Genomic DNA, 24980 nt, shown 5'->3' with positions numbered 1-24980 from the left:
TGTGGTGATACGTTAAGGTTGAAGCGTAATAGTGGCGGGCGCTGAAGCTATTGCTCGGTATCGATGGATCCGAGGTGGGTGCGGTTTAGGATGACGGGATTGGTTTCGTCGCCGTCCTCCACGCAGTCGTGCAAGGTGCCTTCCGGGTAGATGGTGAAAAGGGCGTCGATGCTCTTGAGCAAAGGTCCGAGGCGTGCGGGAAGGTTTTCGTTTTTCGCAAGGGCTGTTAGCCAGCCGCGGTAGGCATTTTCGAAGGCGCCCATTTCTTGGCGACCAACGAAACAAACGCGGGCTACTAGGTGGGCGGGCAGCTCGCGGCGGATCGTTTGTTCAACGAAGTTGCGAAAGTCGGGCTCGGATAGCCTTGCTCCCCAACCCGGCAGTACGATGTGCACCTGATGGGAATAAGGATCCCAGCTATGGGGGCGAGTGGGAATGGCTTCGCAAGGCGCTGGGAGCAAGGGCCAGTTCGGAGCTTGGGGACGGAAGAGGATGTGTTCGACAACGAAGGAGCCTTCTTCGCTGTAGCGGTCTGCCAGAAGATCTGCGATCGAGAGCTGAGCTTCGAGAGCTTCGGCCTCCGTCTTGAAGTACTGCTTGCGCATGGCGACGACGTCGACCGGTTCTACGTCTCGGTCGACGATTACCAAATAGAAACGATCGTCCTTAGTGAGCCGCATTTCGTAGTTGGCGGGATTGAGTCCAAGGTGAATCGCCTTTTTCATGGCGACGGTCGCCTCGGTCTTGTCCTTGTATTTGGTAGTTCCTGACAGGATGGTCTTCTTGGACTTCGCCTTGCGGTCGACGATGCGGAAGCGGATCTCTGATTTGTCGTCGTCGTCTTTTTCTTCGTAGAGATCGAAGGTGACGTCAGAAAGGGAACGGCGCTTGAAGCTGGGGAAGCCGAGGATGCGCTCCAGCCGTTGTTTAAATCCGGATACGTTTGCCGTGTCCCAAACTTCGTCCGCGTTCCGGATGTCGTGGCCAGCGCCGCGGCGCGAGGCGATGCGGGGAAGCTCGCTGAGGAATTGCGCTTTTCCAGTGAGCACCTCTTGGAGAGATTGTGGGCCAACAGCGCTGTAGCGCATGAGCACGTGGTCGGAAAAGGCTTCGCCAAATCGGGCGAGCAGGTGATCGAGCAACTTGGAACGCTGGGAGGTTTCGAAGGCTTCTTCCTGCAGGCTGCCCTGCATGATTGCGGTATAGGCGTCCTTAATTTCTTGGGCGGAGAGGTCGCTTTGGCCAGCGGTGGGTTGGAGGAGTCGCTCGAGGTCCGGAAGATCGCTGACGGGATTGGAGAAAAGCGATTGGCGAACGGTGCGGTTGTGGGAGAAGAGCTCTTGCAGGTGGGTGAGTTGGCCGAGCGTGTTGGAGAGGATTTGGTCGAATACCAGTAAGTAGGCTTTGAGCTGGCGAGCCCGGGCGATGCTTTGCGGTGCGGGATCGCGTCCGGTGCCACGTGAGCCGACGCCGTAGGTGGCGGGTAAGCTTTCCTGCAAGGTGGTGAATTCCGAGAGGTCACGCCATTGGCCAGCGGGGATTTCGAAATCTTCTGCTTGCAGGCTGGAAATCGCGTCGGCGTCTGCTTGGTCGAGTTTTGCGAGCAGGTTGAGGCTGCGCTCCTTATTGGGACGGAAAGGGATAAGGTCTTTGTAGAAGCGGAGCCGGGCTTCCTCGAATTGGAGAACGGGTTCGCGATTTTCAGGTATGGCGAGCTCCCACTCGTTGGAGTCTTCGGAGAGGCCAGCGTAGTTGAGCAGCAACTTCGGAATGGCGATGACTCCCGGGACGCGGAGCATGACGGCGATCAAATCGGATGCCCGGACTTTGGATACGGAGGTGCTGCGTTCGAGATCGTCTTCGAGGATGAAGCCGTGCTGTAGGGCAGGACCATTGAAAATCTCCTCGGAGGCGAGGCCTTTTTCCACTAGCTCGTTTAGTCGGTAGCGTGGGATGCGGGGATTGAGGAAGGCTTGCAGGGCGTGGACGAGTGTGGCGTGGACGAGTTCGATGTCGGCATCTGGGGCGAGTTTTATATCGGCGCAGACGCGGATCGGAGTCGTATCCGTTGAGGAAATACTTGCGAGATCCTCCCCAAGATTGCGGTGTTGGTGGTAGAGTCGTTCGACTTCAGCGGTGACGGCGTCGCGTTCGCTCTTTTTGTCGTCGCCGGCGAGGGCGTTGTCGAATTGTAGCCGGATCCGGTGCAAGCCGCGAATGGGAAAGGCGATGGTGTCAGCGTTCTGCTTTTGCGAAAGGATGCGCTTGGCGGTGTCGGCGTAGAGGGTTTGGCTGACGGGTTCGACCCAAGCGTTGCGAATCTTGCCTACAAAACGGTCGAGGATAAGACGGCGGTAGTCGTTGGCGGTGACGGGGCCGCAGGTGAGCACCTCGCGAGCGGTAAAGAAGGGCGCTTCGTCGCTTGGACCCTGAGGATTTGGGGCGAAGAGATCCTTGTCCTCGAAGCTGGTGCGGTAGGCGATATCGGTGATGCCGAAGCAGAGGAGTTCGAGCAGGGTGATGCCGGGGTCGTGGGCATTGAAGTCGGTCCAGACGGCGCTGATAGTCTTCTCCAAGTAGCGCATGCCTTCCGCCCGCAGCTGCTCGTAGTCGAGGGCTGTGGGAGGAGACAGGCTCTTGTCGATGGCGGTGGCGTTGCTCATGAGTTGGCGTCTTCGATGTCGTGCTGGGCGACGGAAGTCAGGAGGGCGCCAGGCTTGGAAGCGGTGATGGCCTGGTTGCTCTGGGAGTTGTTGGGATTGAGAAGCGGGTGGAGAAGCTGGAACTCGCTCACGTAGTCGACGTACTCGAGGTCGTCGACGAAGGCGATCAGGGCGCTGCGGTAGATGAAGCCGCTGAAGTCGGGTATGGTGTCTGCATTGCTGGACCAAGGGGCGAGGTGTTTGAGCAATGCTTCGTTGAGCAACCGTTTGTAAGTGGGGAACGGATACACTTTGCGGAATCCGACCTTGAACTTGAGGGATAGCGCTTCGTAGCTCGGATTGATGGCTTGGGCTTGTGCGAAAGGGCTGGAGAGCGACTCGAGGAAATCGTTGATGGAGGCGAGGGTTGCGGCGTCGACTTTTGGCTGCAACGAGGCGGCGGCATCCATGCCGCGGGTATCGGGAAGCACGACCAGGGTGACGGCTCCGGGCTCATTTTCGAGGGAGGTGTTGGTGTGCGGCAGGCACTGGGCGCGATAGATCTTGGGGAAGGCCTGAAGCACGAGTCGTTCGAAGTCCCAGGCGGTGACGGCCCGACCGCGATGGCGAAGGCGTTCGCTGCTGCGGCGGCGGAAGGAGGAATCGCTCTCGGGACCAGCACCCCCAAAGGAATCGAAGGGTTGCTGTACTTCCTTCAGACCGCGGAGGGGTGTTACGTTGGTATCGATGGTTTCTGCGGGCAGACTGGTGCTGAGGTGCGAAGCTGAAAGGGGCTGCTTGAGAGTGACGGGGATGGCGTTGAGCTGTACGTCGCGCAGGCGACAAACGCCGTCTCGGTTGTCTTTGACCTCGGCTTTGAGCCAAAGGGTGCCCGGTTCGAGCCAGGTGTTTTGGGTATTGGCTGCGGCAGGTACGATGAGTTGCACGATACCGGAGGTCTGGAAGCCATGGGTGGAATCGAAAAGCAGATCGTCCTTGGAAACGGGTATCCATTGATTGGATGCGAGCGCGCTCCATTGGATTTCAGCGCGGCTGGCGTCGGGATGGGCGCTGCCGTCTTCGACTTGCACGAGGATACTTATGCTCTGTTTGGCTTCCAACTTGTCGATGCCGATGATGAGCTGGCCTTGGAAGTCGCGGCTTGGGAGCAAGGAGAGCGGTTGCTCGGCTCCGAGGTGGGCGTGGGCTTCTCGTTGCCCGAAGGCGCCGAGATGGTAAAGGCGAATGTCTCGATTTTCGAAGCTGGCAGCGTCGCTTTGGCGAGGATCGACGGATTCGGTTTCTGCAGTGTAACCGAGGGAGAAGTCGGAGATTTCCGGGGTGTAGGGAGGATTGGGCAGGTCCTTGTGCTTGGTACTGTCCTTTTCGTTGGCGTTGAAAATGAGGGTATTGGCTAGCAGGTTCGCGTAGCGACTGTGGAGGAAGCTTTGGTTGAGCTGGAGGCGAAGAAATCCGTTTCGCGTATTGGGGCGCAGGGCGCGGATGGTTTTGAAGCGAGGGACTTTGAGTTGGGCCTTGAAAGCAAGAGCTGGGGAAACGCGTAGCGGGCTAAGCGGTTTGGCGAGGGAGAGGTTGCGGTAAGGGAGCTTGATTTGACCGCGACGGACGGTGCGGGAGAAGCGGTTTGTGAAGAGCTTGAAGCCGAAGGCGGCGACTTGCAGCTGATCGTCAGCTGAAGAGATAGTGACGGTTTTGCTGGCGTCGCTGGAATCAAAGAGCTTCTCGTTTTCGTCGCTCAGGTTTTTGAATACGCCTTGGCGAAGGATCTGTAGCTTTGCGGTGAAGTAGTGATTGTTGGATACGATCTTGCTGCTGCGGGACTTATAGGCATCGTAGTGAGCAGAGAGCGACGAGGGCACGTCTTTCCAGGTGATGCTCAAGGTGGCGTCGGTGACCGGTTTGTGGCGGGCTTCCTCGGTGCCGATGTAGAAGGAGGAATCGCGTTTTGGAGTCGGTCCGAAGGGAAGGAAGGGCTTGCTGGGATCGAGCCGTCCGTGGTCGTTTTCCAGGGTGACGTCTCGCATGCCAGAGACGAGGGTTTTGAGTTTGATGCCGCTCACGGCGCATTCGCTGAAAGCGGTGGCGGTTCCGACGTCCGCATTGGCTTCGACGGAGAGCTTCATGACGGGAGCCACCGTATCGAAGCCGCCTTCTAGAGCATTAGGATCGAAGGGGACGACGGGGTCGGAGTCGGCGTCGAGCGTGCAACTGAGGGCGAGGGTAACGCTGTCACCAGTGAGTTGATACGACTCAAGCGAAACATCGCTTGCGAGCAGCCATTCCTCCTCGCCGCTGAATTCGACGGATACGTGAGTTTCGAAGAAGCTTTTCGCTTCGGATTCGGAAGGAGTGGTATCGGTTAACTGGATGTCGAGAGTGAGGGTCACGACTCGAGTCCCCTCGCGGAGGACGAGCATAGGGGAGGAAATTGCGAAACCATGGCGGGCGGGGGGAAGCTCGCGTTCGTATCCGAATGGGTGCCAGCTGGGCTGCTCTTCGGGTAGCGGTTCGCCGAGCCCGTCGAGCGAATCGGCGATGGCTGCGTGTTGCGGGACGGGGCTGGAAGGGGAAATCGTGAGGGAACGCAGGGCGTTGAGGCTGACCGGTTGGATGACCGAGTTAATGTCGGCAGTGTAGATAAGGTCCGGTTTGGCCGAAAATTCGGTGTCAGCGGGAACGACGATGGAGTTGGCGTTTTTCTTTGGCTGCAGGACGAGGTGCGCGTGGTCGGGCTGGGCAGAGTTGGGGGTTAGGCGGAGAACTTCGCGATATTGGAAGTCGAGGTGGCGGGCGGTGAGGGCGTTGAGCTCGCTTTGGGCGTGGCGGTAGAGTTTGAGGAAAGCGAGGAAGAGGGCGACTTGCGGTTCGCGGCCGGCGCGTTGGAGAGCGTCGGGCAAGTTGCTGGGACTGAGGTCGGGGAAGAACTGGGCCCAGTCGACGTTGGGGGCAAAGGTCTTATCGGATGTCCAGAAGGCAAGCTGGGAAGCGAATGCTTGGGCGAATGAAGCGAGTTGGGCCTCGCTGCGTCCGTCGAGCGGAGCGGAGCGAGGATCGAGAGCGGGAATGATGCGTTCGCTTTGGCTGGTGCCGGAAGAGGCAGGAATGGTTTGAGAGTCGAGGGAACTCATCAGGTTTCAGTGCCTTCCGATTGGTAAAAATCGAAGACGTAGTTGTGCCGTGTATTGTTGGAGCGGATACGATAGTCGACGCTGATAAGCAGCATGCCCGCGTTGGCGTCGGCCATCGAGACGGCGACGCGGAGCGGTTCGATGCGGGGTTCGTGGAGGTAGATGGAGGTTTTGACGCGGTCTTCCGTGACGGTTCGCAAGGTGGTGGTGAGGGGCTCGAAGAGCAGGGGCGTTAGGTCGCAGCCGTAGTCGGGACGCATGGCGCGTTCGCCGGGAAGGGTGGAAAGGAGGATGCGGAGGCTTTGCTCGATGTCTTCCACGCCGTCGCTCATACGAACGGTATGGCTGCCCATGAGGAAGTCGGGCGGGAAGGCCCAGCCGGTTCCGATGAAGGCAGGCAAGTTTTGGTCAGGCATTTCGATTCGAGAATTTTTGGCTAGTTAATGATGACGGTCGGGGCTCCGGATACTATGGTTCCTCCGTGGGCGGTGGAGTCGCCCATGCGGGCGGCAGGCGATCCGCCAATCATAACGGTGGAAGATCCGGCGATGATGCTGGAGGTAGGGCCCACGCAAATACAGGAGTCGCCCATCTTGGCGGCGGGCATGCCAGCGATGAGCACGGTGGCTTCGCCGGGTGGCAGGATAGGGCCGCCGACATGGGGAACGCCGGAAGAGGGATCAACCATGGGGCAAACGTGGGTGTCGGTAATACGGGCGGCAGGAGGCATGGCGGAAGGGTTGAAGGGGCTTAGTTGATTTGGACGAGGGCGCCTTTGATGGTGGTGTTGCCGGAGGCTTTGAGCTCGGCGGCGGAGGCGCCTTCGGCGGTGAATTGGGCGTTGGCTTTAAGGGTGACGTTGGTGCCTTCGATGTTGATGTCGCCGCTGGCGCTGAGGTTTAGGTCGGCAGCGCTGGAGAGCTCGATGCCGTCGGCGTTGAGGGTGATTTTGTTGCCGTTTTCGTCTTCGATGAGGATGGCGCCTTCGTCCTCGCTGAGCTGAAGGATGTTGCCGTTGGGTGTTTCGAGGGTAGCGGACACGAGATCGTCGTTGAAAAGCAGCTTCATTTCCGAGCGGGAGAAAAAGCCTTTTTCGTGGTTGTCGTCGGAAGGTTCGAGCGGGGCGGGACGGGCACTGCTGTAGAGGCTTCCTAGGACGAGCGGATGACGAGGATCGTGGTCGAAGAAGGCGACCACGACTTCGTCGCCAATTTCAGGATACAGGAATGCGCCGCGGGATTCACCGGCGTCGATGGAAGCGAGGCGAGCCCAATAGGGAGCGGCGTCTTCGCCTTGGGTAGGCAGTTTTACTTGGATACGGAATTCGCTTTGCGGGTCGCCTTCCAAGGCTTCCACGATTCCGATGTGCAGGCCGGAGGCGTGGGGTAGCATGGAGGAGGCGAAGGGGGCGGCGGCTTCGGTGCGGGCGTTCGCGGCAGCTTTTTCAGGTAGCATTCCGATTTGCAGATCGGTGTACCAGGTTCCTTGGCTGAGAGTATGGCGGACGCCGGAGATGAGGTAGCTGCCGCTGAAGCGATCGGAGATGCCGGCGATGTCGACGAGTTGGCCGGGGAGGGGCTCGGCGATGCCCATGCATCGGGCGCGTCCCACGCGGGCTCCGAGGCGTTGCAGGAGAAGCTGGCCGCTGGCGAAGGCGTCGAGCTCTTCTTGGGTGACAGCTCCGGCGTGGTGGAAGTGCTGGGATTGACCGTGTAGTGCGGCAAGGCTGTCGGCGTTCTGGTTTCCGGCGCTCGGCAGGGACGGCTCGGAAGCGGTGGACTCCAGGATTTCTTGCGAGGCGGGATCCCAGGAGGTAGCGGTTGCTTCGGTGGGCTGGCTGCGGATATCGAGCTCGACGTCGAGTTCCAGGAGAGTGGCGCCGTACTGGAGTTGCAGGGAAGGCTCTTGGCCGGCGTCGAGAGTTTTGAGGCTCGCTCCTTCGTCGGTGGGAATGAGCAGGCGGCTATTGGCATGGGCGCGGGCGACACAGAAATCCCAATCGGTGCAGTGGTATTGGAAGAGGCTTTCGTGGGTGACTTCGGTGGCGTCTGTTTCTATGGATACGTTGTAGGAGCCGAGTATTTCCGAGATGGCGTCGGAGTCGGTGAAGTCCTGGAAGGAACGGGAGCGGCGGGTGAGGCTGGCTTGATAGAGCGGGTGACGGCAAACGAGGGTGAGCAGCGAGCGGCCGCTCGAGCGGAGACGAATGGAATGGCTGGTGAGGATGCCCTTAAAAATAGGGGTTTCGTTGGAACGGTAGCCGGCGGTGATTTCGATCTCGCCGCCAGGGTCGAGAGTAGGGTCGTCGCATGCGGGGAAGGTTTCCGAGGCGGGATCGCCGTCGTAGAGCTCGATGCGGGCAAAAGGGATGCGGCCGATGTTTTTCACCACGCTGATTGCTGCGACCTCGAAAGTGCGTGAGAGGGCGTTGCCGTTCACCTTGATAGTAGAAGTGACAACGTCCTTAGCGGCGGGAGAAGGGATGATGCGGGGGTTAGGCATTCTTGGTGCCTACGATGGGCGGCAGGTGAAGGATTTGTCCGGTGGCGAGTCGTCGGAAGTTTGGCAGGCGGTTCGCTTGAGCGACCGCAACGGTGTATTTGGGATGTCCATACACCTCAGTGACGAGCTGCTGGAGCGTTTCGCCGTCGCGCACGGTGCGAGTGTGGGTGATGTCAGGCGAAGCGGGGGCTTCGATGGCGGTACGGAGGCGTTCCTCGACGGAGCCTTGGAAACTGGCGCTGGCGACGGCTCGCAGGGGAGTGCCATCAGGGCGGAAGAGACGGTAGTCGATATTGACGGTTTTGAGGACGCACTTGAAGAGGAGGCGGCCCCAGGCGATTTGCACGTTGTTGGGTTTGTGTTCCTCGCCGTTGTATTCGTAAACCACCGACATGAAATGCTTCACCTTCTCGTAGACGCCGTCGTCGTTGATGGGCGAGGAGCCGTCGGGATTGGGAATGGCTCCGGTGCTATCGAACATGAATTCGAAGCTCAGTTCCTGAGGCTTAATCTTACCAAAGCGAGCTTCGGAGCCGGAGGTGCCTTGGGCTTGGTCTTCCGGGATTTCGATCTCGTACTTGAGGCTTACCTTCTCCGGGTTGACCTGGGTGACGAAGCGTCCATCCGGTACGGGCTGGGAGAATTCCGCGTCGCTGAACGCGGTGATCTCCATCTTCTCTAGTTTGCCCATTCCCATGGCTTAGCGTTCCTTTTCCTCCCTTAGGATTTGCATGACTTGCTCGACGGCTTCGCGAACAATCTCGGCCTTTTGATTGTTCTTGTTGCCGCCGCCGCGGGCCTCGGCACCGGTTTGCGGGCCTTTGTCCTTGGGCTCGTCGGTGAGCGAGGCGCGGATGATGAGCTGGCGGATTTCGATGGTCATGGAGGGAGGGGGGGGCTTTGCGGCGTGGCGCGAGCGCCAGCCCTACAGGTTGTTACTTTTCGAGGCGGAAGTCGTGGTAGCCGAGTTCTAGGGTTTCGATGGCGATGGCGCTGGTTTCGGCGTCGAGGTCGCCGATGGCCCATTTCTTGGGCCAGGCGTGCGTGACTTTCCAAGTCATGGCGGGCTCGTGCTTTTCGTTGAGAAGCACGACGTTCAAGTCCTTGGGGTAGATCTCGAGGGTTTGCATGGCGCTGGAAAACCAGTCGAGCAGGGCGGAGGAGGTGACGAAGCCACGCTTGAGCACCAGGTCGCTGTAGGAGGTACGGCTGGGCAGGGCGTGTTCGAAACGGTTCTCCCCGCCTTCGCGCAGGGAGTCTGTTTCGATGGACGAGCTCAGACCGGAGACGGACTGGAAGCGTGTATCCACAGAGTCACCACCGAGACCGAGGAATTCAACGCGGAAGTGGAAAGCTCCTAGAAAACCGAAGCGATTCATAGGCTAGGTTTGGGTGGGGGAAAGGGCGGATGTGGCGATTAAAATCGCGGCGCAAGGCCGCTTCCTACAAGGTTAGGCGATGGCTTCCATCTCGATGCCTTCGTGGGCGAGCTCGAGGGTTTCGATGGCGACTTCGCTGCCGTCCGCTTTGAGGTCGGTGGCTTGCACTTTGGTGGGGAAGGCGTTTTTGACTTTCCAGTTCATGACGGGGGCGTGCTCTTCGTTGAGCAGGCTGATGATGAGGTCGCGTCGCTCGGGCTTGCCGAGGATACGAGTGGTCTTCCACCATTCGAAGAAGTCGTTGTCGCCGAGGAAGGTTCCGCGCTTGAGGGTGATGTTGGCGTACTTTTGCATGCCGGGCATCTTGATCTTCGAATACTCGGCGCTGGAGCCTTCGCGGTATTCGATGAGCTCGGTCTCAGCTTCGAGTCCGGATACTTCGGTGAAGCCGATGCGAGAGCCGCCCCAGGCGACGACGAAGTGGAATTTGGTCAGTGGATATTCTGTCATGAGTGTGAGTGGTGTTGTGTTTTTTTTGCCCACGAAGGGCACGAAGGGGACACGAAGTTTAGTTTGTGTAATTGAGGTTTGGTTACGCTACGCTTCCTGCATCTTGTGGGAGAAGCGGAGGATGATGAACTCGGCGGGGCGGACGGCAGCCATGCCGATCTCGACGATCATCTTTCCTTCCAGGACGTCTTGGGCGGTCATGGTTTTGCCGAGGCCGACGTTGACGAAGAAGGCTTGCTCGGGAGTGGAACCGGCGAGGGCGCCGGCTCGCCATTGGTTGATGAGGAAGTTCTCGATCATGGCCTTGACCTTGGTCCAGGTGTTGGCGTCGTTGGGTTCGAAGACGAATTGCTCGCTGGCCTTCTTGGTCGATTCCTCGACCATGTTGAAGAAGCGGCGCACGGAGACGTAGCGCCATTCGTTGTCGTTGCCGGCGAGGGTGCGAGCGCCCCAGACGAGGATGCCTTTTCCGGTGAAGGGACGAATGACGTTGATGGATTTGCCCGCGACCACGTCGACGTTGAGGTCTTGTTGCTGTTCGTGGGTGACTTGCATGGCTACGCCGACGACGCTGTTGAGGCTGACGTTGGCGGGCGCTTTGTGAACGCCGCGAGTGGCGTCGACGCTGGAGTACACGCCAGCGATAGCTCCTGATGGAGGCTGTTCGGTGACAGTGTTCTTGGTACGGTCGATGATGTTTTTCAGTATTGGGAAAATGGCGACGAGGGCGTTTTCGTAGGTGCTTTCGTAGCCGCGCGCGGTGTCGAGGAGGTTGCCCATTTCTGCGTAGATGCCTTTGAAGGCTGCGGCGGCGAGGGCGGCGCCTTCCTTCATGTTGGCACGTAGGGCGTTTGTTTTGTCGTCACCGTTGAGCGGGCCGGGATCGGTCGCGTAATAGTCGTCGGCCGCTCCATCGACGAAGGCTCCCCAATCGGTGGCGAGGTCGGTTTTCTTGAGGCCGCTCAGGTCAGCTCCGGTGCGAGCTCCGTGGGTAGCGAGGGCGAGCAGTGTATTGGCCGCTGAATACAAGGCTCCCGGGGCGTCGGCACCGATGGAGGCTTTGAGGTCGTCGATGATGGTGCGGATCGGCTTACCTTTGGCATCGACGACACCAGCCGCGAATTTTCCGCCGGTGTTTTTGGAGATGACCTCGGCCTTGGTTTTGAGGATGTCGAATACGTTCAGCAGCAGGTTCTTGTAAGCGGTCTGCTGGGGACCGATGTTGGCGCCGGGATCGTTGATCTTGGTCTTGAAGTCGTTTTCCTTTTCGAGATAAGCGGTTTCGAGGGCGGGGAGTCCGCCGGGCAGGAGGGTATTGAGCTCGTCGACGTCCTTGACGGCGAGGTCGAGAATCTCGATGGACTTCGTAATGGTGGAGTCCGCGGAGAGTGCCTTGAGGCCGACGGCTGAGCCGCCGCGGGTGATCTTACCTTTGATGTCTCGGTAGCTGAAGGTCTTCTCGAGGTTGGTTTTAAGGTAGGGGCCGTAAGCGGCGCCGTACTTGAGGTTCCTGACGCCGATGGCATTGCGGAAGGCTTCCACCTTCTCGATGAAGTCGACGGTGACTTGTCCGTTGCCGTCTCGTTCTTGTGGCCGTGTGTCGAGGATACAGAAGCGGTCGCCCAGCTTGGCGGCTTGCTCGAGGGCGGCTTGCTGGAGTCCGATCATCTTGTCGGCGCTGAGGTGGATGGCGTCGGGGAATAGGATGAGGGTGGGCTCGTCCTCCTTTTCCAGTGCGGCGAGGCCTTTGTGGAAGTCGGCGGAGTTCGCGTCGCCGGTGGTAGCGGGAAATTTGCCGATGGAGATGATGTAGCACTTCGAGCCGCCGTTGGCGAAGAAGAGGCGGATGGCGTCGTAGTTGATGAAGGCGTTGTTGAGCTTGGCGGCGACGACGTTGTTTTCGCTGTCGAGGTCGACCGAGGTGACGGAAGTTTGCGGGGCTTTGCCGAAGGCCTCTTCGTATTCGGCGAGGGAGCGGATCTTTGTGGGGACCAGTTTGAGGTCGGAACCGCGGCGCTTGTGCTCTGCGGTGTAGCCGATGAAGGCGGGGACGGCGGTTTCTACTTGAGCGACAGAGGGTGGAAAGAGGGAGATCTCTTCAACGTAGACGCCGGGTGTTTTATAGGATGAGGCCATGAGCGATGCGGTTTTTGGTTAGATTAAACGTGAATGAAAGTTTGGCTGACGACCCGGTCGGCTTCGCGGATGACCTGGGCAGCGGGGGCGGGTAGAGTGATCGAGCTGTCGTCGAAGGAACCGAGAGAGAAGGGGGCGGTGGTGAGCGGTAGTGGCTCGGTGGTTACAAAGCGGGTGGCGTCTTGCGGATCCTCTTGAACGAGCGGTCCGGTGTCGCTGGGCGGGTAATCGCTGGTGTCTCCATGGAACAGATACCGCCAGTAGGCGTGCCGTTTGCGAAAGCGGATGTAGAATGTGGGGCTTTGCAGGTGACCTTGTGCGTCGACGAGGGCGTGCGAAGAGCCGGCGGCGCGGTTTTGGATTTCGATGAGGGCGAAGGGGGCGGTTGCCAGCGATGCGGGCAGAAGGAAAAAGGAGAGTGGATGCCCGGGGAGTGTGGAGCCGTCGCCGAGCTTGACCTCGAGGGTGTAGAAATCGGGAGCGAGACCGCTGGCGTCGATGGCGAGCGTCTGCAGGGCTTCCCCGTGCGGGTTGAAAAATGATTTTTCCCAGGCAACCGCGTTGCTCTGATGTTTCAGGGTTGCGGTGGCGAAGGTGGATGTAGGGGCAGAAGCGAGCGAAACAGTGAACTGGCTTGGGCGGAAGTTGACGCGATCGGCGGCGCTGACGCCTTCGTTTAGTGTCGGCGTGTAGAGTTCCGTCCAAGCGTTGTCAGGAGGGACGGGGTGCTGTCCGTCGCTTTTGGCTTCGTAGCATCTACCGGCGCGGAGAATCCGGTCGCCCGTTTTGTAGGAAGCGCCGTTTTGGTAAGGCGGGGCAGGGAGTCTTAGCCAGTTGGCTGCATCCGGATTCGCGGCCGGGGTGAGTTTGGTCTTGGCTTCGAAAAGTTGAGTAGGGGCGTTGGCGCTGTCCAGGACGAGGTCGCCTGCCTGGTAGCTCGCAGCTGCGTCGAAGGCGGCGAGGGGCTGCGTGAGATGCAGGCGGCTGGAGGAATCGTGCTCGAATCGATTGCTGAAGAAAAGCCCTTGGCCTTGGCCTATTTCGGGGACGTTGGCTTGGGAAAGGAAGGCGGTGGAGCGAAGGTGAACGGTGAAGTAAAGCGTCGCTTGATCGGGCAGGGGGCGTTCGGGGCGGTGCTTGCCGTTTTCTTCGGTGGTTGAAGCAAGGATCAGCAGTTGATCGGAACTGGGATGGATGCGGCAGCGGTGGCGCTGCAAGAGAGCGGCGGTCTCCGAGGTGGGGAGAATGCTTATGTAGTCAGATAGCTGATACTTGGAACGTTGGAGGTTTTGCAGGTCGAGGGGAAGCGATTCGAACTCCTTGTTTCCCAAGTCTCTGAAGTAGTCGTGCTCGATTTTCGCTGCGAGCAGAGGGCGGTAGGCGATCTCAAAGGGCATGGGCGGAGGTCGCGAGGGTATCTGCCGCGTCGACGGAGATGTGGGTGATTGGCGGGCCGCTGCGTTGGATTTCGTCGGCGGTGAGGCTGACGAGGCGAGCGCGATAGAGGATGAAGGGGACCTGTTTGCCGCCGAGCGAACCCCAGAGGTGGTTGATCTGCTCGAAAGAAAGGGAGAAGAGTTCCAGGGTCATGCGGAAGCCCGCTAGCTCCTCGGGAGTGCGAGAGAGCTTTTGCAGGTCAGGGGCGGCCCGGGCGGTGAATACGTTCTTGCCTTGGAGAAAGGTGATGATCGCCTCCAGGCGCTTGAGGGCGGTGGCGTAGTTTTTGTGGTTGGTGCTGAAGAGCAGATAGAGGGAGAGGTGGACGGGACGATTTTCGTAGACGACTTTTCCGTCCTTGATGCGGTGATGCGGTCCGTTCTTGAGCGAGGATTCCTCCTCCACATTCACGAGGCTGAGGACAACTTGTTTTTCGGCTTCTGCTGTGCCGCTTTCGACTTGGGCAATATTGCCGAGGAACACAGGGTCTTCGGAATTGTTGCCTTTGAGAGCAGCATTCAGTTCGTTGACGATCAGTTGGAGGGAATCGTGTATCATCAATGACACTACAAAACTTGACTGGCAGGAGAATGGAGAGGCGCTGGACCGTCGTTCGTCCCGTTCCTTGGTTACGGAACTCTTTCTTCTTGTCCAAGGTTTTGCAGGTCAAGGAGTAAGAGTGGTTTGGGGTGAGGAAGCGAGGGCAGCTTTTCTGTTTTAAAGAGAGTGGATTGGAGCTTGGTGATTTGGAGGAACCCGCAAGGGTTGCGTTCTCTAAATCTCGAGTTCGATGCTGTTTCTCAGCTAGTCACCGTCAACTTGAATTGATAAAAAAATGTAAACTAAGGGTGCGTTTACATTGATTGTAGGTGAAATCGATTACGTATCCAAAAATTGGCGCACAGCTTGGAGGTCCGCGCAACCCTTGTCGTCAAAGAACGGATACGAGAAGTCCCGTAGATTTTTAGCCTTGGGGTGTTTGTTGGCGCGCTGCAGCGCTGAACTGTTTCTGCGGAGTCTGTCGCTGCGGAGAGACTCGATAAGTTCGCAAGGGCGAGGTCGCAATCCAGGCGAGCCCTTTGCGGGCTTGTGGTTTTGCCCAGTTCAGGGCTTTTGCAGCTCCAGCAAGTGAGGATCGAACGGGGAGGCGGTTCGATTCCTATGCATCGCCAGGTCGCTGAGGGCCTCGTCAACAAAGGGGTAGTAGAAAACGAATCGGTGTTGCAGGAGTTTGGCGGGTACGGCGAAGCGGCTTTTAAGGGTGAGTTCGGTCTCGGTGCGTAGGATCCAGGCCGCGACCTCTAGAAGTGGCTTGTAGTGGTCCAGTCCAAAGGGTATGCCTAATGTTTCACGTAGGGTTTTCATGAATACGCAGTTACGAACCGGAGCGGGAGCGGTGATGTTCAGTGGGCCTTGCAGGTCTTCGTCCTCGATGGCGAACTCTATCGCTCGCACAAAGTCGGTGACGTGGATCCAGCTCACCATTTGTTCGCCGGTGCTAAGCTTTCCGCCGAGACCGCAACGGGCAATGCGAGCGAGAATGGGGTAGACGCTGTTTTTAGCGTGCCCGAGCACCATGCTCGTGCGCAGGGCGATGCGGCGAATGCCGGGAAGCGGGGCTTCGAAAAGGGCTTTTTCCCAAGCCTGGCATACCTCGACAGAGAACCCGTTTCCGATTTCGCCATCTTCCTCTGCCATTGGGGTGTCGAGACTGTGGCGGTAGATAGTGGCGCTGGCGGCGTTGAGCCAAACGGAGGGCGGAGCCTTGGCGTTTTGTAGTGCTTCGCTCAATACGCGGGTGGGCGCTAGCCGGCTCTCCCGGATTTCGCGGCGGTTTCGCGGGTGGTAGCGGCAGTCGACAGATTTGCCGCTGAGATTTACGAGGGCCTGGGCCTTCTCGAGCTCTTGAACCCATGGTCCAAGCGTTTTGCCATCCCACGCGACGAGGCGTCCTGCAAGCGTGGGCGCCTGCGTGTTTCGCGTGAGAATGACGACTTCCCAGTTCTTGCGTGTGAAGTGGCGGGCGAGGGCTTGTCCGAGAAAGCCAGTGCCTCCGGCGATAACGAGCTTTTTCATGGCGGCTATGGAATGAGGTGGCGCGAGGCAAGCGGGGGGCTGCTTGCCTCGCTCTAGTCTGTTCGGTATGGGAGGATGCCTAGGCGAGGGCTTCCGTTTTTGGCGCAGGGCGATGTTTGGGTTCTCCTTTGCGAACCTTGTTGATCATGCGCATGTTGAAGAAGTGGATGACTCCGATGGTGAGCAGCTCGAGACCGAGCCGGTAGCCTGCCACGTTGATCGCCTCCACGAAGGTTTTCGCTTCGAGCGCGTACTTGAGGCTGGCTCCGATGATTCCGAAGTTGAGCAGGTAGAAGCCCGTGTTCAGCAAGACGTTGATGGCGTCGGCTAACTCCGGCTTGTCTTGGAACGCTTCTTCCAGGAAGGGACGTCCGTGGATGCGCAAAGTGCGTCCCACGTAGTAGGTCATGCCGATGGCGGCGGTTAGGTAGGCGAGGGTGGCGATGAGCGTGTAGTTCATGACGTTTTCGATTTAGGATTAAACTATTGGAAGTTTCAGGAAAAAATGAAAATAAAGGAGGCCGTTAATCGGGCTGGTATCGGGCGGTCGGCTTGAGAGTTAGAGCTCTGGGAGCGTTTCTCGTATGTATTGACGCGGAACGTTGCGTTTTCTGGGCCGTCGCTTGGAAGCAGGGGCGACCTATGTGCCACAGGCTCCGACAAGGGCTTGTCTGGACGGGCCTGCGGGATGGTGAAATTTTGTTGGGTTAGCTGAGGACCTTGAGGATTTTCGGCAGCAGGGCGCTTTGCTCCCTGGAAGCGACTTTTTCCATAATGGTGTTCGCGAGGGTGACGAAGTCGTTGAGGGAGGTGAGTTGCTTGTGCAGTTCCTTGGCCTCTGCGGACTTCAAGTCTTTGGACCGGTCGATGCAGTCTTTGAGCACTTGGCTAGCAGGTTCGGTTTCGCGGCGCTTGCGCTCCCGGGCCACGATGCAGAAGATTTTCCAAGTGTCTTTCTCGGCCTCGTAGTGATCCTTGCGTTCGCCTTTGAGAATGACTTGGCGGATGAGGCCCCAGCTCACGAGGTCGCGCAGGTTGGTGTTCGCGTTGCCGCGGCTGATCGAAAGCTCGGCCATGATCTCGTCAGTGGTGAGCGGCTTGGGCGAAACCAGGAGCAGGGCATGGATCATGGCCATGGTGCGGTTGATCCCCCATTGGCTGCCCAGCGCTCCCCACTGGGTTACGAAGTTGTCCTTTATTTCCGCGAGTTCGCTCATTTGATTTAAATTTCAGAAAATACTGAAAATAAAATCTGTCAAGCCAGGATTCGAGGTTATGAAGCGGGCGGGGCTTTTCCGGGGTGTTCTCTCTCGGCGGCTAGAGGAATTGGATAAACGTTTCTGGATCGGTGGTAACGGGGAGCTCGTCCAGCTTCTTGCCGTCAGGATCGAGGACGAGCAAAGTGGGGAAGACGCGGGTATCGTAGGTTTCCTGAAAGCGCTTTCCTTCTTCCGACTCGTACTCGATGCGAGCGAAGACGTATTTCTCTTCTATCTTCTTTTGTACGACGGGGTTGGAGAAGATTTTTTTGTCGAGGCTGCGGCAAGTGGGGCACCAGATGGCGGACAGGTCTGCCAGCACCAGCTTGTTCTCCGCCTTTGCCTTGCCGAAGGCTTCTGGCAGGCTATTCCGTTGGAGCTGCATCTCTGCGAGCACCCTCTCGCCCAAGCGGGTTTGCACTTCCACGTAGATGAAGTAGGCGGCCACGAGGACGGCGGCTACGATCGCGTATTTAATCCATGAGGTCTTTTTTTCGGGCATGCTGAGAGGAGGTTGCTAGGGGAAATACGAACGTAATGCGGGCTGAGTTGCGAGGGAAACCATCGCTTTTGGGCTGATACAGGTAATTTAGGAGGCGAAAGATAACCATTGCCAAGAGGGATTGGGCTCTGACAATGGCGGCGAAATGAAAGACAAGCTCAAGCAACTTCATCAGAAAGCCCGTATTGCTCGCGACGCTGCTGCGACCGAGGCCTACGGCGCCGCGCTGGCGGCGATTCAGGAGGGCGAAGTGAGAGCCAACGAAGACTTTTCCGAAGCGAAAGTCTTGGCTGTGGTTGAGAAGGAAGCGGGCAAGTTCGCAGAGTCAGCTGCGGCCTTCGCCAAGGCGGGCCGTGAAGACAAGGCGGCCGAGATCAACGAGCGGGCGGAGCTGTTGGAGGCTCTGCTTCCTGAGAAGCTTGACGCGGATGCCTACCCCAAGCTGGTGGCGGATGCGGTGGAAGCGACAGGCGCTTCTTCCATGCGCGACATGGGAGCCGTCATGGCTAAGCTGAAGGCGGACATCGGTCCGGCGCTGGACATGAAGCTAGCTTCGAGCGAAGTGAAGAAGGTTCTCGGTTAAGGGATGCGACCGACAGGTCCTCGCTAGGCGATGATCGGTTCCATTTTCACGGCGACGATGCAGATATCGTCGTCGAACTCCTCGGTGCCGGCAGTGAGGCGCAAGGCGGAGCGGATGGTCTTGAGTTGTTCGGCGAGGTCGTCTCCGTGGTTGTTGAGAAGGATTTCTTCGAGCTTTTGGATACCGAACTCGTTGCCCATGGCGTCCTTCTGCTCGATGATTCCGTCGGTGTAGAGGAGAAACTCGGTGGTTGCGCTGCAGGTAAACTCGTGGCGGCGGAATTCTTGTTCAGGGATCAGTCCGAGGGCGGGGCCGATTTCACCGGAGGGGCACGGTTCGAAGACCTCTTGTCCAGATGCGTTCTGGGTTTTCCAAAGTGGGCCGGGGTGTCCTGCGTTGGCGACCCGCGCTTCCCCAGTTTCGAGGTCGAGGATCAGGTAGACTGCGGTGGTGAAACGAGGAAATTCCTGGTCTTCGGCGAGGGAGCAAAGCCGCTTGTTGAGCTGCCCTAGGACTTTACCCGGCTGGTCCAATATATCTGCGAATTCTGAAATAAGTCCGCGTAGCAGCATGGTGACGAGAGCGGCCTTCACGCCGTGGCCCATGACGTCGCAGACGAGGATTCCGACTTTGCTGTCAGAGATTTGAATGAGGTCGAAGAAGTCGCCCGCCAAGTGGTGGCTCGGTTTGTAGAAGTAGCTGGAGCTGAGCGTCCACTTCGACCCGGACTTCGAGTAGTGGCGCTGGGCGTCGAAGCCGATTGACATCAAGGTCTCTTGCAATTGGCGAGCGACGAGGAGTTCAGCTTCGAATTGCGCGTTTTTGCCGCGCAGTTCCTCGGAAAGCGAGCGAGCTTCCTCTTCGGCTTTCTTCTGCTCTGTGATGTCGTAGGTCATGCCTACGATTCCCTCGATGGCGCCGTCTCTCCCGCGTAGTGGAACTTTGGAGGTAACGATCCAGCTGTCTTTCTTGAACACGCTCAGGTCGAAATCGACCTGGTTGAGTATGGGGATCCCTTCTTCGCGAACGCGGCGATCCTCGTTTCGGATTTTGGCGACACGTTCCTCGTCGCTGAATTCCGCGAGGGTATGGCCTATGAGGTCTTGGGAGGACTTGATGCCGAGGGCGGTCTTGTAGGTTTGGTTGGCCAGAACGAAGCGGTCCTCTAGGTCCCTCACGAAGATGCGGCAGGGGAGGATGTCGATGATGGCTTTGAGGAGGTTGCGTTGGCGTTTCACTTCGCGTTCGGCGAGATAGCGATTGGTGACGTCGCGGGAGATGCCGAAGGTTCCGCAAATGTTGCCGTCTGGGTCCCTTAGCGGCAGCTTGCTTGAAATGATGAAGCGCTCCAAGCGGTCGTCCTTGAGGTGTTTCTCTTCGTGCAGGCTGTAGCCCTTGCCGGTGGCGATTATCTCCTGTTCCTCCTGGAATTGCACATTGGCCAAATTTTCGGGAAAGTAGTCGAAATCGGACATGCCGATGGCGTCGTTAGGGTCTTCCAGGCCGAGAAAGCGGGCTTGCGCTCTGTTGACGCAGGTGAATCGGCTGCGGGTGTCCTTGAAATAGACGTTGTCGGGCAGATTGTCCATCAATTGCCAGAAAAGCATGTCAGGGTCGGCAGTTTGCTTCTTCTGGCGTTTCCCGTGTTCGGTGCCGGCTTGGAATGCCGCTTCGAGGGCTTCCTTGAGTTGGGCAGGGCTATAGCTGCCTTCTTGCTCGGGAGGGGCGGAAGGGGAGGTCCCTAAAAAAGTGGCGGCGAGCGACTTGGGAAAAGTTGGATTGTCCGAATCCGGAGTCATTTAGGGGGGTAATCTACGCAGCTGGGATGGCTTGCCAAGAAGCGATATGTCAAAAAATGAGAAATCCGTTGCTGTAAAAATAAGGTTTTCCGTATCGACAAAGCGGTGACAATTACTGTTCCGAACGGTTTGCGCGCGCCTCGCTCTCCGAAAATGCGACTCGTTACTCGGGGCTTCGGCTTGCTGTGGCAAGCTTTCCGTCCGTTTGCAGTGGGCGTGGACGCTTATCGTTTGTGGATGGAATCTTGGCATAATTGCGGATGTTCTTCTTCGTGTATCTGTAGGGTGAATACGGACATGCGGACTCTTTTGCGTTAGCTAGAGCGTAAAAGAAGAAGGCTGCCTCGGAGGAGGCAGCCTTGAATGCTTGAAGTCTTGGGACTATCCTAGTCTCCGGCGGTGAAGCTGTTGCCGGTAGCGGCCCAGTAGATGCCTCCGTAGACGTGGTGCATGAAATCCGCATCTTTGTAGGTGGCGGGCATGTGTCCAAGGGCAGTGTAGAAGGCGCGGCCTCCATCGTATTCCTTGTACCAGCTCACGGGGTGGAAATCGCCCATGCCTTTGCCCTTTTTCGCGCCCCAATTGGCCTCTGGCTTGTAGGTTTTTTCGTCGACGCTGAGCAGATAGTTGAGGTCGTCGGTACGGGGCGCGTCAAATTCGTACCATTCTTCGGTGAAGATGAACCTTGGCGCGAATCGGTCCATCCCGGGGAAGTTCGGGTCTTCGACGTTCATGACGGCGGTTTGAACGGCAGGGTGGATGTGGAACATATGGCCGACCATGTTGGTGTACCATTCCCACTCGTATTCCGTGTCGGAGGCGCTGTGGATACCCGCGAATCCGCCGCCCGCTTGGATGTAGCGTTCGAACGCGGCTTGTTGCTCGTCGTTGAGAATGTTTCCGGTCGTGTTCAGGAAAATGACGACGTCGTAGTTCTTGAGCCAGTCGTCGTTCATCACGCGTCCTGCGTCCTCCGTCCAGAAGACTTCGAAGTTATGAAGTTTGGAGAGGTCCTGGATGGCGGTGACTCCGGCGTTTATGGAGTCGTGGTGCCAGCCGTCGGTTTTGGTGAACAGCAGCGCTTTGAACTGCTGGGCGAAGCACGAGGTCGCAGAAAATGCCGCCGCGAGGGTGAGGGTTTTAGCAAGTTTTCCAATGTCCATAGGTTAGGGTCTTATGTTGCAATGTCGGCATCGTGTGAAGGGAAATACGCATTTCGACGCTCTTACAGAAGGGCATTCGGGAGGGCCCGCTTTTGGTGCTGGATTTATGGTTCGCGAGGTCTAGATCTGGGAGAACGCTATGGTTTCTCCTATTTCCACTCCCGACCGGAGGTTTTGTCCCGCTCTAGGCTCGTCGATTACTGTGCAACGCTGTGTCGCGGAGCGGGTGATCGAGCAAATGTGCCCTTTGACCTGTCCCTTCAACCCCTTCAATCCGGACGCACCCAAGGCGTTTGACGCGATTGTAGGCAAGGGCTTGGCCGCAGCTTCGCGGTGGCTGGAGAAGACGGTGGGGCCGAGCGAATGGGCGAGGCGTTTCGACGCCATGGACCGGCGCTTCGCTCCGGAACGCGATTTGCCGCTGATTGCCTACGAAACGCAGTGGACGATCTTGGATCTAGCTCTTAGCAACAGGGCGTTTCCGAGAGTCAAGGAGGTGCTGGAGGACAAGGAGGAACGGAGTCTCAGGAACGATGCGCGTCTCGTATTCGAAAAGTTGGCACGGAGCAAAGCGTTGTTCGTGCAAGTGACCGATGCGAATCCGTCGCTACCATACTATACGGTACGAAACGTTTTCGAGCCGGGCGAAGAGTACTTGTATGTCGATTTTGGAGACCAGGAACCGCTGGAGCGTGGAGCTCTCATGTTTGGACGCTTCTTGGTTCACGAAAATTGCCTTTATGTGATACCGGGCGTTTTCGTAGGGACGGCGGATGTCTTGGGGGGGGCGATCGATGCGATCCTTGAGTTTTTGGATACGGAGCCGGATCAGGTAAACGAGGCATTGCAGCGAGCGTTGCCCGAGGTATGGAACCTTTGCACTTCCATCCAGGACGAGCGCGATGGAGTGGGCGAGTTAGGCGGCGGGGAAGAGGCGGGAATGCCTCCGGAGGATCCGTGCCGCGCCAGCTTCTATTTGGATGCCGACAAGCACAATGCCATTGAGGCATTGAAGCGGCATCCTTTCTTTTCGGAGGTCGATCCGCTGGAATTTGGCTTCGATCCGCTGGGCGAGACGATCTTCGACATTCATGTGCTGCCTGTATCGAGCCCGCCAGTACAGCCCTTGGAAGGCGAAGAAGATTTGCAGGAGCCGATAGACGAAGAGGCTCAAGTGGTGCGAGTCGGGTCGGTTTACGTTGGTCCCGAGAAAATGACAATCACCGCCATGAACGGCGTGGAGATGGAGTTGCTCAAAGGCTTGATCTTGGAGCTGGTCGCGGTTTCTGACAGTTGAAGCGAGCAGCTTCGCTCGCTGCATCAGCTAGCGCTCGCTCTTTCCTCCTCCAGTAGAAGGAGCTGATTGACTTTGGCGAGCCGGTCTTCGCAGCCCATCATCAGCAGGAGGTCGCCCACGTGGAGGACCTCGTCGGGACTGGGGCTGACGATACGTTGTCCAGCCCGCTGAATGCCTACGATGGTGACGCCATGTTCGGAGCGGAGCCGAGTGTCCTTGATGGACAGACCGTCCCAAGTGCTCATGGGCGGAACGATTTCCTTAGAGAAACGGAAAGGGGATTGGGCTGTTTCGTCGCCTTCCTTCTCTTGGTTCAAGTAGATGCGAGCGGCGGCTATTTGTTGAGGTTCTCCCAGAAGGAAGAGCTTGTCGTGGGGAAAGATGCGGGAGTAGGGCTGGATGTCGGTGAGATCGAAGCCGCCGCGTTCGATTCCGGCGATGGTGGTGCCGGTCTGGCGGCGCAGATCGATGTCCTTGATCTCCTTGCCGGTCCATTTGGAGGTCTTGAGGATGTCGACCGCTTCGACTTGCACCTGCCATGGGTTTTCCTTCTGCAATTGGGTTAGGTTGTGCTCGATGCGTTTCTCGATTTGGCTGCGAGTTTCGTTTTCCATCGATTCCACGAAGGCCATTTCCCAGTTGTTGTGCATGTGCACCAGCCGTTTCCAAAAAGTGAAGCTCAGAATGAGCGCTGCGCCCACGAATACGAAGAAGATGGCGCCGGTGGGGAAGAAAGGCGCTGCCACGATGAGGAATACCGTTCCATAGACGAACAGAAGGATCAGAAGTATCAACCCATTGAATACGTTGCGGAAGGCTCCTTTCGAGAATTGCTGGAAGAGCTTTTGGCTGAGGGCCGCGTCGGAGAAGAGCAGGACGAGTACGTTGAAGTTTCTGACAGTGTCGACGAAGAAGGGCAGACTAAACAGCAAGGACGAGAGGAAGAGCGCTTGGCTGAAGTGCTCGTCGCTGATGGGGACGAAGTCGGGTTTCGCTACGTGGGCGGATACGATGGCGGCCCCGATGATGATCGCGTTGATGATGAGGAAGTGGAGGACGATCCGCATGAGCGGTCCGCGAGCCAGATTCAGGACGCTGCGGTTAAAGGACAGTTCCAGATTGTCCTGCCATTGGGCGTAGAGCTGGGTAAACTCCTTTAGCGCCTTGGGAGCAGCCCGCTCGATGGCTCGCAGGATGGGGCCCTCGCTGTTGATGAGGAAGGGGGTGAGCAAGATAGTGACGAAGGCGACGCCGGAAGCGATGGACTGCAGTTCGGGGCTGGTCGCGCCGTATTTGGCTCCGATCGCGGTGATGACGAAGCTGAATTCTCCGATTTGAGACTTGATGATGGCGGCGCGTCCGGCGACGTCCGCGTGTTGTCCAGCGATGAACAGCCCGAGCCAGCAGGCGGCGAACTTGCCCACGACCACTACGGCGGAGAGGATGAGGATGGCGGGTGCGTTCTCCCAGAGGGCGGCTGGCTCGATGAGCATGCCGACGGTGACGAAGAAAAGGGCGCAGAACAAGTCGCGCAGCGGTTCGGTCAGGCTTTCGATGCGATGGCCGATGCCTGCGGTGGGGAGGATGGCTCCGGCGAGGAAGCCGCCCAGAGCCCAGGAGAATTGGAATTGTTCGGCGATCAGGCTGACCCCGAAAATGAGGCCAAGGGTGGCCATGGTAATCATTTCAGTGGTGCCGCGTTTTTCCAGCACGCGCACGAGGCGTTTCGATCCAAGGGTCCCGATCAGGAAGACGGCGACGATGAAGAGTCCGATGAAGAAGGCGGTTTTTCCCAGCTTGGCGTAGTCGAACGAGCCGGAAGCCGCCATACCGTTGAGCAGCACCAGCAAGAGGATGGCGAGGATATCTTCGAAAACGAGGATGCCAACCGCTTGTTGGCCATGCTGGCGGTTGAAGGAACCGTTCTCGCGCATCAGCTTTACGGATACCATGGAGGAGCTGATGGAGAGAAGTCCGCCGAGGAACCAACCGTCCATGGTGGAGAGGCCGAGCCACTCGCTCGCTTGCAGCCCGATAAAGAGCATCAACAAGGTTTGCAGCACGAGGGCGGTGCCAGCGGGCGCGAAAACCTTGCGTACCTTTTCTAGGTTAAACTCGAGCCCGATGTAGAACATGAGGAAGACCACGCCGAGTTCGCTCAGGTCCTGCACGTTGGAGAGGGTTACAAGAGGCGGCCACAGGCCGAGGTTTGGTCCGAGAAAGAAGCCTGCGAAGAGGTATCCAAGAAGTGGAGGCAGCTTGATGCGGGCGCAGATCAAGGCGGCGACGGCGGCTCCCAGCATGATCCAAGCGAGGTCGGCGAGGATGGGCGAGGCGTTGGCGGAGGCGGCGAGAGGGAAGGTTTCGATAAGTGTCATGGATGGGAGGTCTGGGTCGACTTGCTTAACCTAGGGAGAGTATATGTTGGCGCAAACCCTTGCTTGCGACAATAGAGCAAAAAAGAGGCCAAGTAGGGTTGGCGGGGCGATCTTGCTTCGAGCGGTGGCTCGCCTGTGGTCAAGGGGCGCTCGATGGACCACTCGAGG

General features: G+C 58.2%; 21 protein-coding genes. 2 read left to right on the top strand and 19 right to left on the bottom strand.

Annotated elements, in window-relative coordinates:
- Window positions 1–47: 47 nt before the first annotated feature.
- From IEN85_RS14180 to IEN85_RS14105, 16 genes are all read right to left on the bottom strand, one after another.
- Window positions 48–2663 (bottom strand): hypothetical protein, encoded by a 2616-nt coding sequence (locus tag IEN85_RS14180; RefSeq protein ID WP_191617742.1) that lies wholly within the window; start codon window positions 2661–2663, stop codon window positions 48–50.
- The gene (locus IEN85_RS14175; RefSeq protein ID WP_191617741.1) at window positions 2660–5791 is read right to left on the bottom strand and encodes a baseplate J/gp47 family protein; all 3132 of its coding nucleotides are present in this window, start codon (window positions 5789–5791) and stop codon (window positions 2660–2662) included. The genes IEN85_RS14180 and IEN85_RS14175 overlap by 4 nt, the downstream gene beginning before the upstream one ends.
- The gene (locus IEN85_RS14170; protein WP_191617740.1) at window positions 5791–6207 is read right to left on the bottom strand and encodes a GPW/gp25 family protein; all 417 of its coding nucleotides are present in this window, start codon (window positions 6205–6207) and stop codon (window positions 5791–5793) included. The genes IEN85_RS14175 and IEN85_RS14170 overlap by 1 nt, the downstream gene beginning before the upstream one ends.
- A gap of 20 nt (window positions 6208–6227) precedes the next feature.
- A complete protein-coding gene (locus tag IEN85_RS14165; protein ID WP_191617739.1) occupies window positions 6228–6521 on the bottom strand; it encodes a PAAR domain-containing protein in 294 nt (97 codons plus the stop codon).
- Between the two features lie 20 nt (window positions 6522–6541).
- Window positions 6542–8293 (bottom strand): type VI secretion system tip protein VgrG, encoded by a 1752-nt coding sequence (gene vgrG, locus IEN85_RS14160; protein WP_191617738.1) that lies wholly within the window; start codon window positions 8291–8293, stop codon window positions 6542–6544.
- Window positions 8286–8984, bottom strand: a complete 699-nt coding sequence (locus IEN85_RS14155) for a CIS tube protein (protein WP_224772626.1) — start codon at window positions 8982–8984, stop codon at window positions 8286–8288. The genes vgrG and IEN85_RS14155 overlap by 8 nt, the downstream gene beginning before the upstream one ends.
- A 9-nt stretch (window positions 8985–8993) precedes the next feature.
- A complete protein-coding gene (locus IEN85_RS14150; RefSeq protein WP_191617736.1) occupies window positions 8994–9176 on the bottom strand; it encodes a DUF5908 family protein in 183 nt (60 codons plus the stop codon).
- Window positions 9177–9228: 52 nt separating this feature from the next.
- On the bottom strand, window positions 9229–9672 hold the full coding sequence (locus tag IEN85_RS14145) for a phage tail protein (protein ID WP_191617735.1): 444 nt from the start codon (window positions 9670–9672) through the stop codon (window positions 9229–9231).
- 72 nt (window positions 9673–9744) lie between these two features.
- The gene (locus IEN85_RS14140) at window positions 9745–10182 is read right to left on the bottom strand and encodes a phage tail protein (RefSeq protein ID WP_191617734.1); all 438 of its coding nucleotides are present in this window, start codon (window positions 10180–10182) and stop codon (window positions 9745–9747) included.
- 87 nt (window positions 10183–10269) lie between these two features.
- Complete coding sequence (locus tag IEN85_RS14135) at window positions 10270–12318, bottom strand: phage tail sheath C-terminal domain-containing protein (RefSeq protein ID WP_191617733.1); 2049 nt, start codon at window positions 12316–12318, stop codon at window positions 10270–10272.
- A 23-nt stretch (window positions 12319–12341) separates the two neighbouring features.
- Window positions 12342–13715 carry a hypothetical protein gene (locus IEN85_RS14130; RefSeq protein WP_191617732.1) on the bottom strand — a complete coding sequence of 458 codons (1374 nt, stop codon included), beginning with the start codon at window positions 13713–13715 and terminating at the stop codon, window positions 12342–12344.
- Window positions 13705–14313 carry a Pvc16 family protein gene (locus IEN85_RS14125; protein ID WP_191617731.1) on the bottom strand — a complete coding sequence of 203 codons (609 nt, stop codon included), beginning with the start codon at window positions 14311–14313 and terminating at the stop codon, window positions 13705–13707. Before IEN85_RS14125 ends, IEN85_RS14130 begins: the two co-directional genes overlap by 11 nt.
- 546 nt (window positions 14314–14859) lie before the next feature.
- Window positions 14860–15831 carry a TIGR01777 family oxidoreductase gene (locus IEN85_RS14120; RefSeq protein WP_191617730.1) on the bottom strand — a complete coding sequence of 324 codons (972 nt, stop codon included), beginning with the start codon at window positions 15829–15831 and terminating at the stop codon, window positions 14860–14862.
- Window positions 15832–15910: 79 nt separating this feature from the next.
- Complete coding sequence (locus tag IEN85_RS14115; RefSeq protein ID WP_191617729.1) at window positions 15911–16291, bottom strand: hypothetical protein; 381 nt, start codon at window positions 16289–16291, stop codon at window positions 15911–15913.
- Between the two features lie 247 nt (window positions 16292–16538).
- Window positions 16539–17048: a GbsR/MarR family transcriptional regulator gene (locus tag IEN85_RS14110; protein WP_191617728.1), complete on the bottom strand. Its 510-nt coding sequence runs from the start codon at window positions 17046–17048 to the stop codon at window positions 16539–16541.
- A gap of 100 nt (window positions 17049–17148) precedes the next feature.
- Window positions 17149–17592, bottom strand: a complete 444-nt coding sequence (locus IEN85_RS14105; protein WP_191617727.1) for a thioredoxin family protein — start codon at window positions 17590–17592, stop codon at window positions 17149–17151.
- 145 nt (window positions 17593–17737) lie between these two features.
- Between IEN85_RS14105 and IEN85_RS14100 the strand changes: the two genes are divergently transcribed.
- Window positions 17738–18175, top strand: a complete 438-nt coding sequence (locus IEN85_RS14100; protein ID WP_191617726.1) for a GatB/YqeY domain-containing protein — start codon at window positions 17738–17740, stop codon at window positions 18173–18175.
- Window positions 18176–18198: 23 nt separating this feature from the next.
- On the opposite strand, the gene IEN85_RS14095 is transcribed toward IEN85_RS14100, so the two are convergent.
- Both IEN85_RS14095 and IEN85_RS14090 read right to left on the bottom strand, forming a co-directional pair.
- The gene (locus IEN85_RS14095; RefSeq protein ID WP_191617725.1) at window positions 18199–19974 is read right to left on the bottom strand and encodes a SpoIIE family protein phosphatase; all 1776 of its coding nucleotides are present in this window, start codon (window positions 19972–19974) and stop codon (window positions 18199–18201) included.
- Between the two features lie 386 nt (window positions 19975–20360).
- Complete coding sequence (locus IEN85_RS14090) at window positions 20361–21137, bottom strand: ThuA domain-containing protein (protein WP_191617724.1); 777 nt, start codon at window positions 21135–21137, stop codon at window positions 20361–20363.
- 202 nt (window positions 21138–21339) lie between these two features.
- Between IEN85_RS14090 and IEN85_RS14085 the strand changes: the two genes are divergently transcribed.
- Window positions 21340–22434 carry a hypothetical protein gene (locus tag IEN85_RS14085; protein WP_191617723.1) on the top strand — a complete coding sequence of 365 codons (1095 nt, stop codon included), beginning with the start codon at window positions 21340–21342 and terminating at the stop codon, window positions 22432–22434.
- A gap of 23 nt (window positions 22435–22457) precedes the next feature.
- On the opposite strand, the gene IEN85_RS14080 is transcribed toward IEN85_RS14085, so the two are convergent.
- A complete protein-coding gene (locus IEN85_RS14080) occupies window positions 22458–24812 on the bottom strand; it encodes a cation:proton antiporter (RefSeq protein WP_191617722.1) in 2355 nt (784 codons plus the stop codon).
- Between the last annotated feature and the right edge of the window lie 168 nt (window positions 24813–24980).

The sequence above is a fragment of the Pelagicoccus enzymogenes genome (assembly GCF_014803405.1).
Taxonomy (GTDB): Bacteria; Verrucomicrobiota; Verrucomicrobiia; order Opitutales; family Opitutaceae; genus Pelagicoccus; species Pelagicoccus enzymogenes.
The sequence above is the reverse complement of the archived record's forward strand: the minus strand, read 5'-3'. Positions and strand labels throughout refer to the sequence as shown.

Bases quoted from the DNA above. Each gene is read 5' to 3' on its own strand.
- IEN85_RS14165 (WP_191617739.1), bottom strand. From the start codon at position 6,521: ATGCCTCCTGCCGCCCGTATTACCGACACCCACGTTTGCCCCATGGTT.
- IEN85_RS14080 (WP_191617722.1), bottom strand. From the start codon at position 24,812: ATGACACTTATCGAAACCTTCCCTCTCGCCGCCTCCGCCAACGCCTCG.
- IEN85_RS14150 (WP_191617736.1), bottom strand. From the start codon at position 9,176: ATGACCATCGAAATCCGCCAGCTCATCATCCGCGCCTCGCTCACCGAC.
- vgrG (WP_191617738.1), bottom strand. From the start codon at position 8,293: ATGCCTAACCCCCGCATCATCCCTTCTCCCGCCGCTAAGGACGTTGTC.
- IEN85_RS14100 (WP_191617726.1), top strand. From the start codon at position 17,738: ATGAAAGACAAGCTCAAGCAACTTCATCAGAAAGCCCGTATTGCTCGC.
- IEN85_RS14125 (WP_191617731.1), bottom strand. From the start codon at position 14,313: ATGATACACGATTCCCTCCAACTGATCGTCAACGAACTGAATGCTGCT.
- IEN85_RS14140 (WP_191617734.1), bottom strand. From the start codon at position 10,182: ATGACAGAATATCCACTGACCAAATTCCACTTCGTCGTCGCCTGGGGC.
- IEN85_RS14115 (WP_191617729.1), bottom strand. From the start codon at position 16,291: ATGAACTACACGCTCATCGCCACCCTCGCCTACCTAACCGCCGCCATC.
- IEN85_RS14090 (WP_191617724.1), bottom strand. From the start codon at position 21,137: ATGGACATTGGAAAACTTGCTAAAACCCTCACCCTCGCGGCGGCATTT.
- IEN85_RS14155 (WP_224772626.1), bottom strand. From the start codon at position 8,984: ATGGGCAAACTAGAGAAGATGGAGATCACCGCGTTCAGCGACGCGGAA.
- IEN85_RS14095 (WP_191617725.1), bottom strand. From the start codon at position 19,974: ATGACTCCGGATTCGGACAATCCAACTTTTCCCAAGTCGCTCGCCGCC.
- IEN85_RS14105 (WP_191617727.1), bottom strand. From the start codon at position 17,592: ATGCCCGAAAAAAAGACCTCATGGATTAAATACGCGATCGTAGCCGCC.
- IEN85_RS14130 (WP_191617732.1), bottom strand. From the start codon at position 13,715: ATGCCCTTTGAGATCGCCTACCGCCCTCTGCTCGCAGCGAAAATCGAG.
- IEN85_RS14120 (WP_191617730.1), bottom strand. From the start codon at position 15,831: ATGAAAAAGCTCGTTATCGCCGGAGGCACTGGCTTTCTCGGACAAGCC.
- IEN85_RS14175 (WP_191617741.1), bottom strand. From the start codon at position 5,791: ATGAGTTCCCTCGACTCTCAAACCATTCCTGCCTCTTCCGGCACCAGC.
- IEN85_RS14170 (WP_191617740.1), bottom strand. From the start codon at position 6,207: ATGCCTGACCAAAACTTGCCTGCCTTCATCGGAACCGGCTGGGCCTTC.
- IEN85_RS14180 (WP_191617742.1), bottom strand. From the start codon at position 2,663: ATGAGCAACGCCACCGCCATCGACAAGAGCCTGTCTCCTCCCACAGCC.
- IEN85_RS14110 (WP_191617728.1), bottom strand. From the start codon at position 17,048: ATGAGCGAACTCGCGGAAATAAAGGACAACTTCGTAACCCAGTGGGGA.
- IEN85_RS14135 (WP_191617733.1), bottom strand. From the start codon at position 12,318: ATGGCCTCATCCTATAAAACACCCGGCGTCTACGTTGAAGAGATCTCC.
- IEN85_RS14145 (WP_191617735.1), bottom strand. From the start codon at position 9,672: ATGAATCGCTTCGGTTTTCTAGGAGCTTTCCACTTCCGCGTTGAATTC.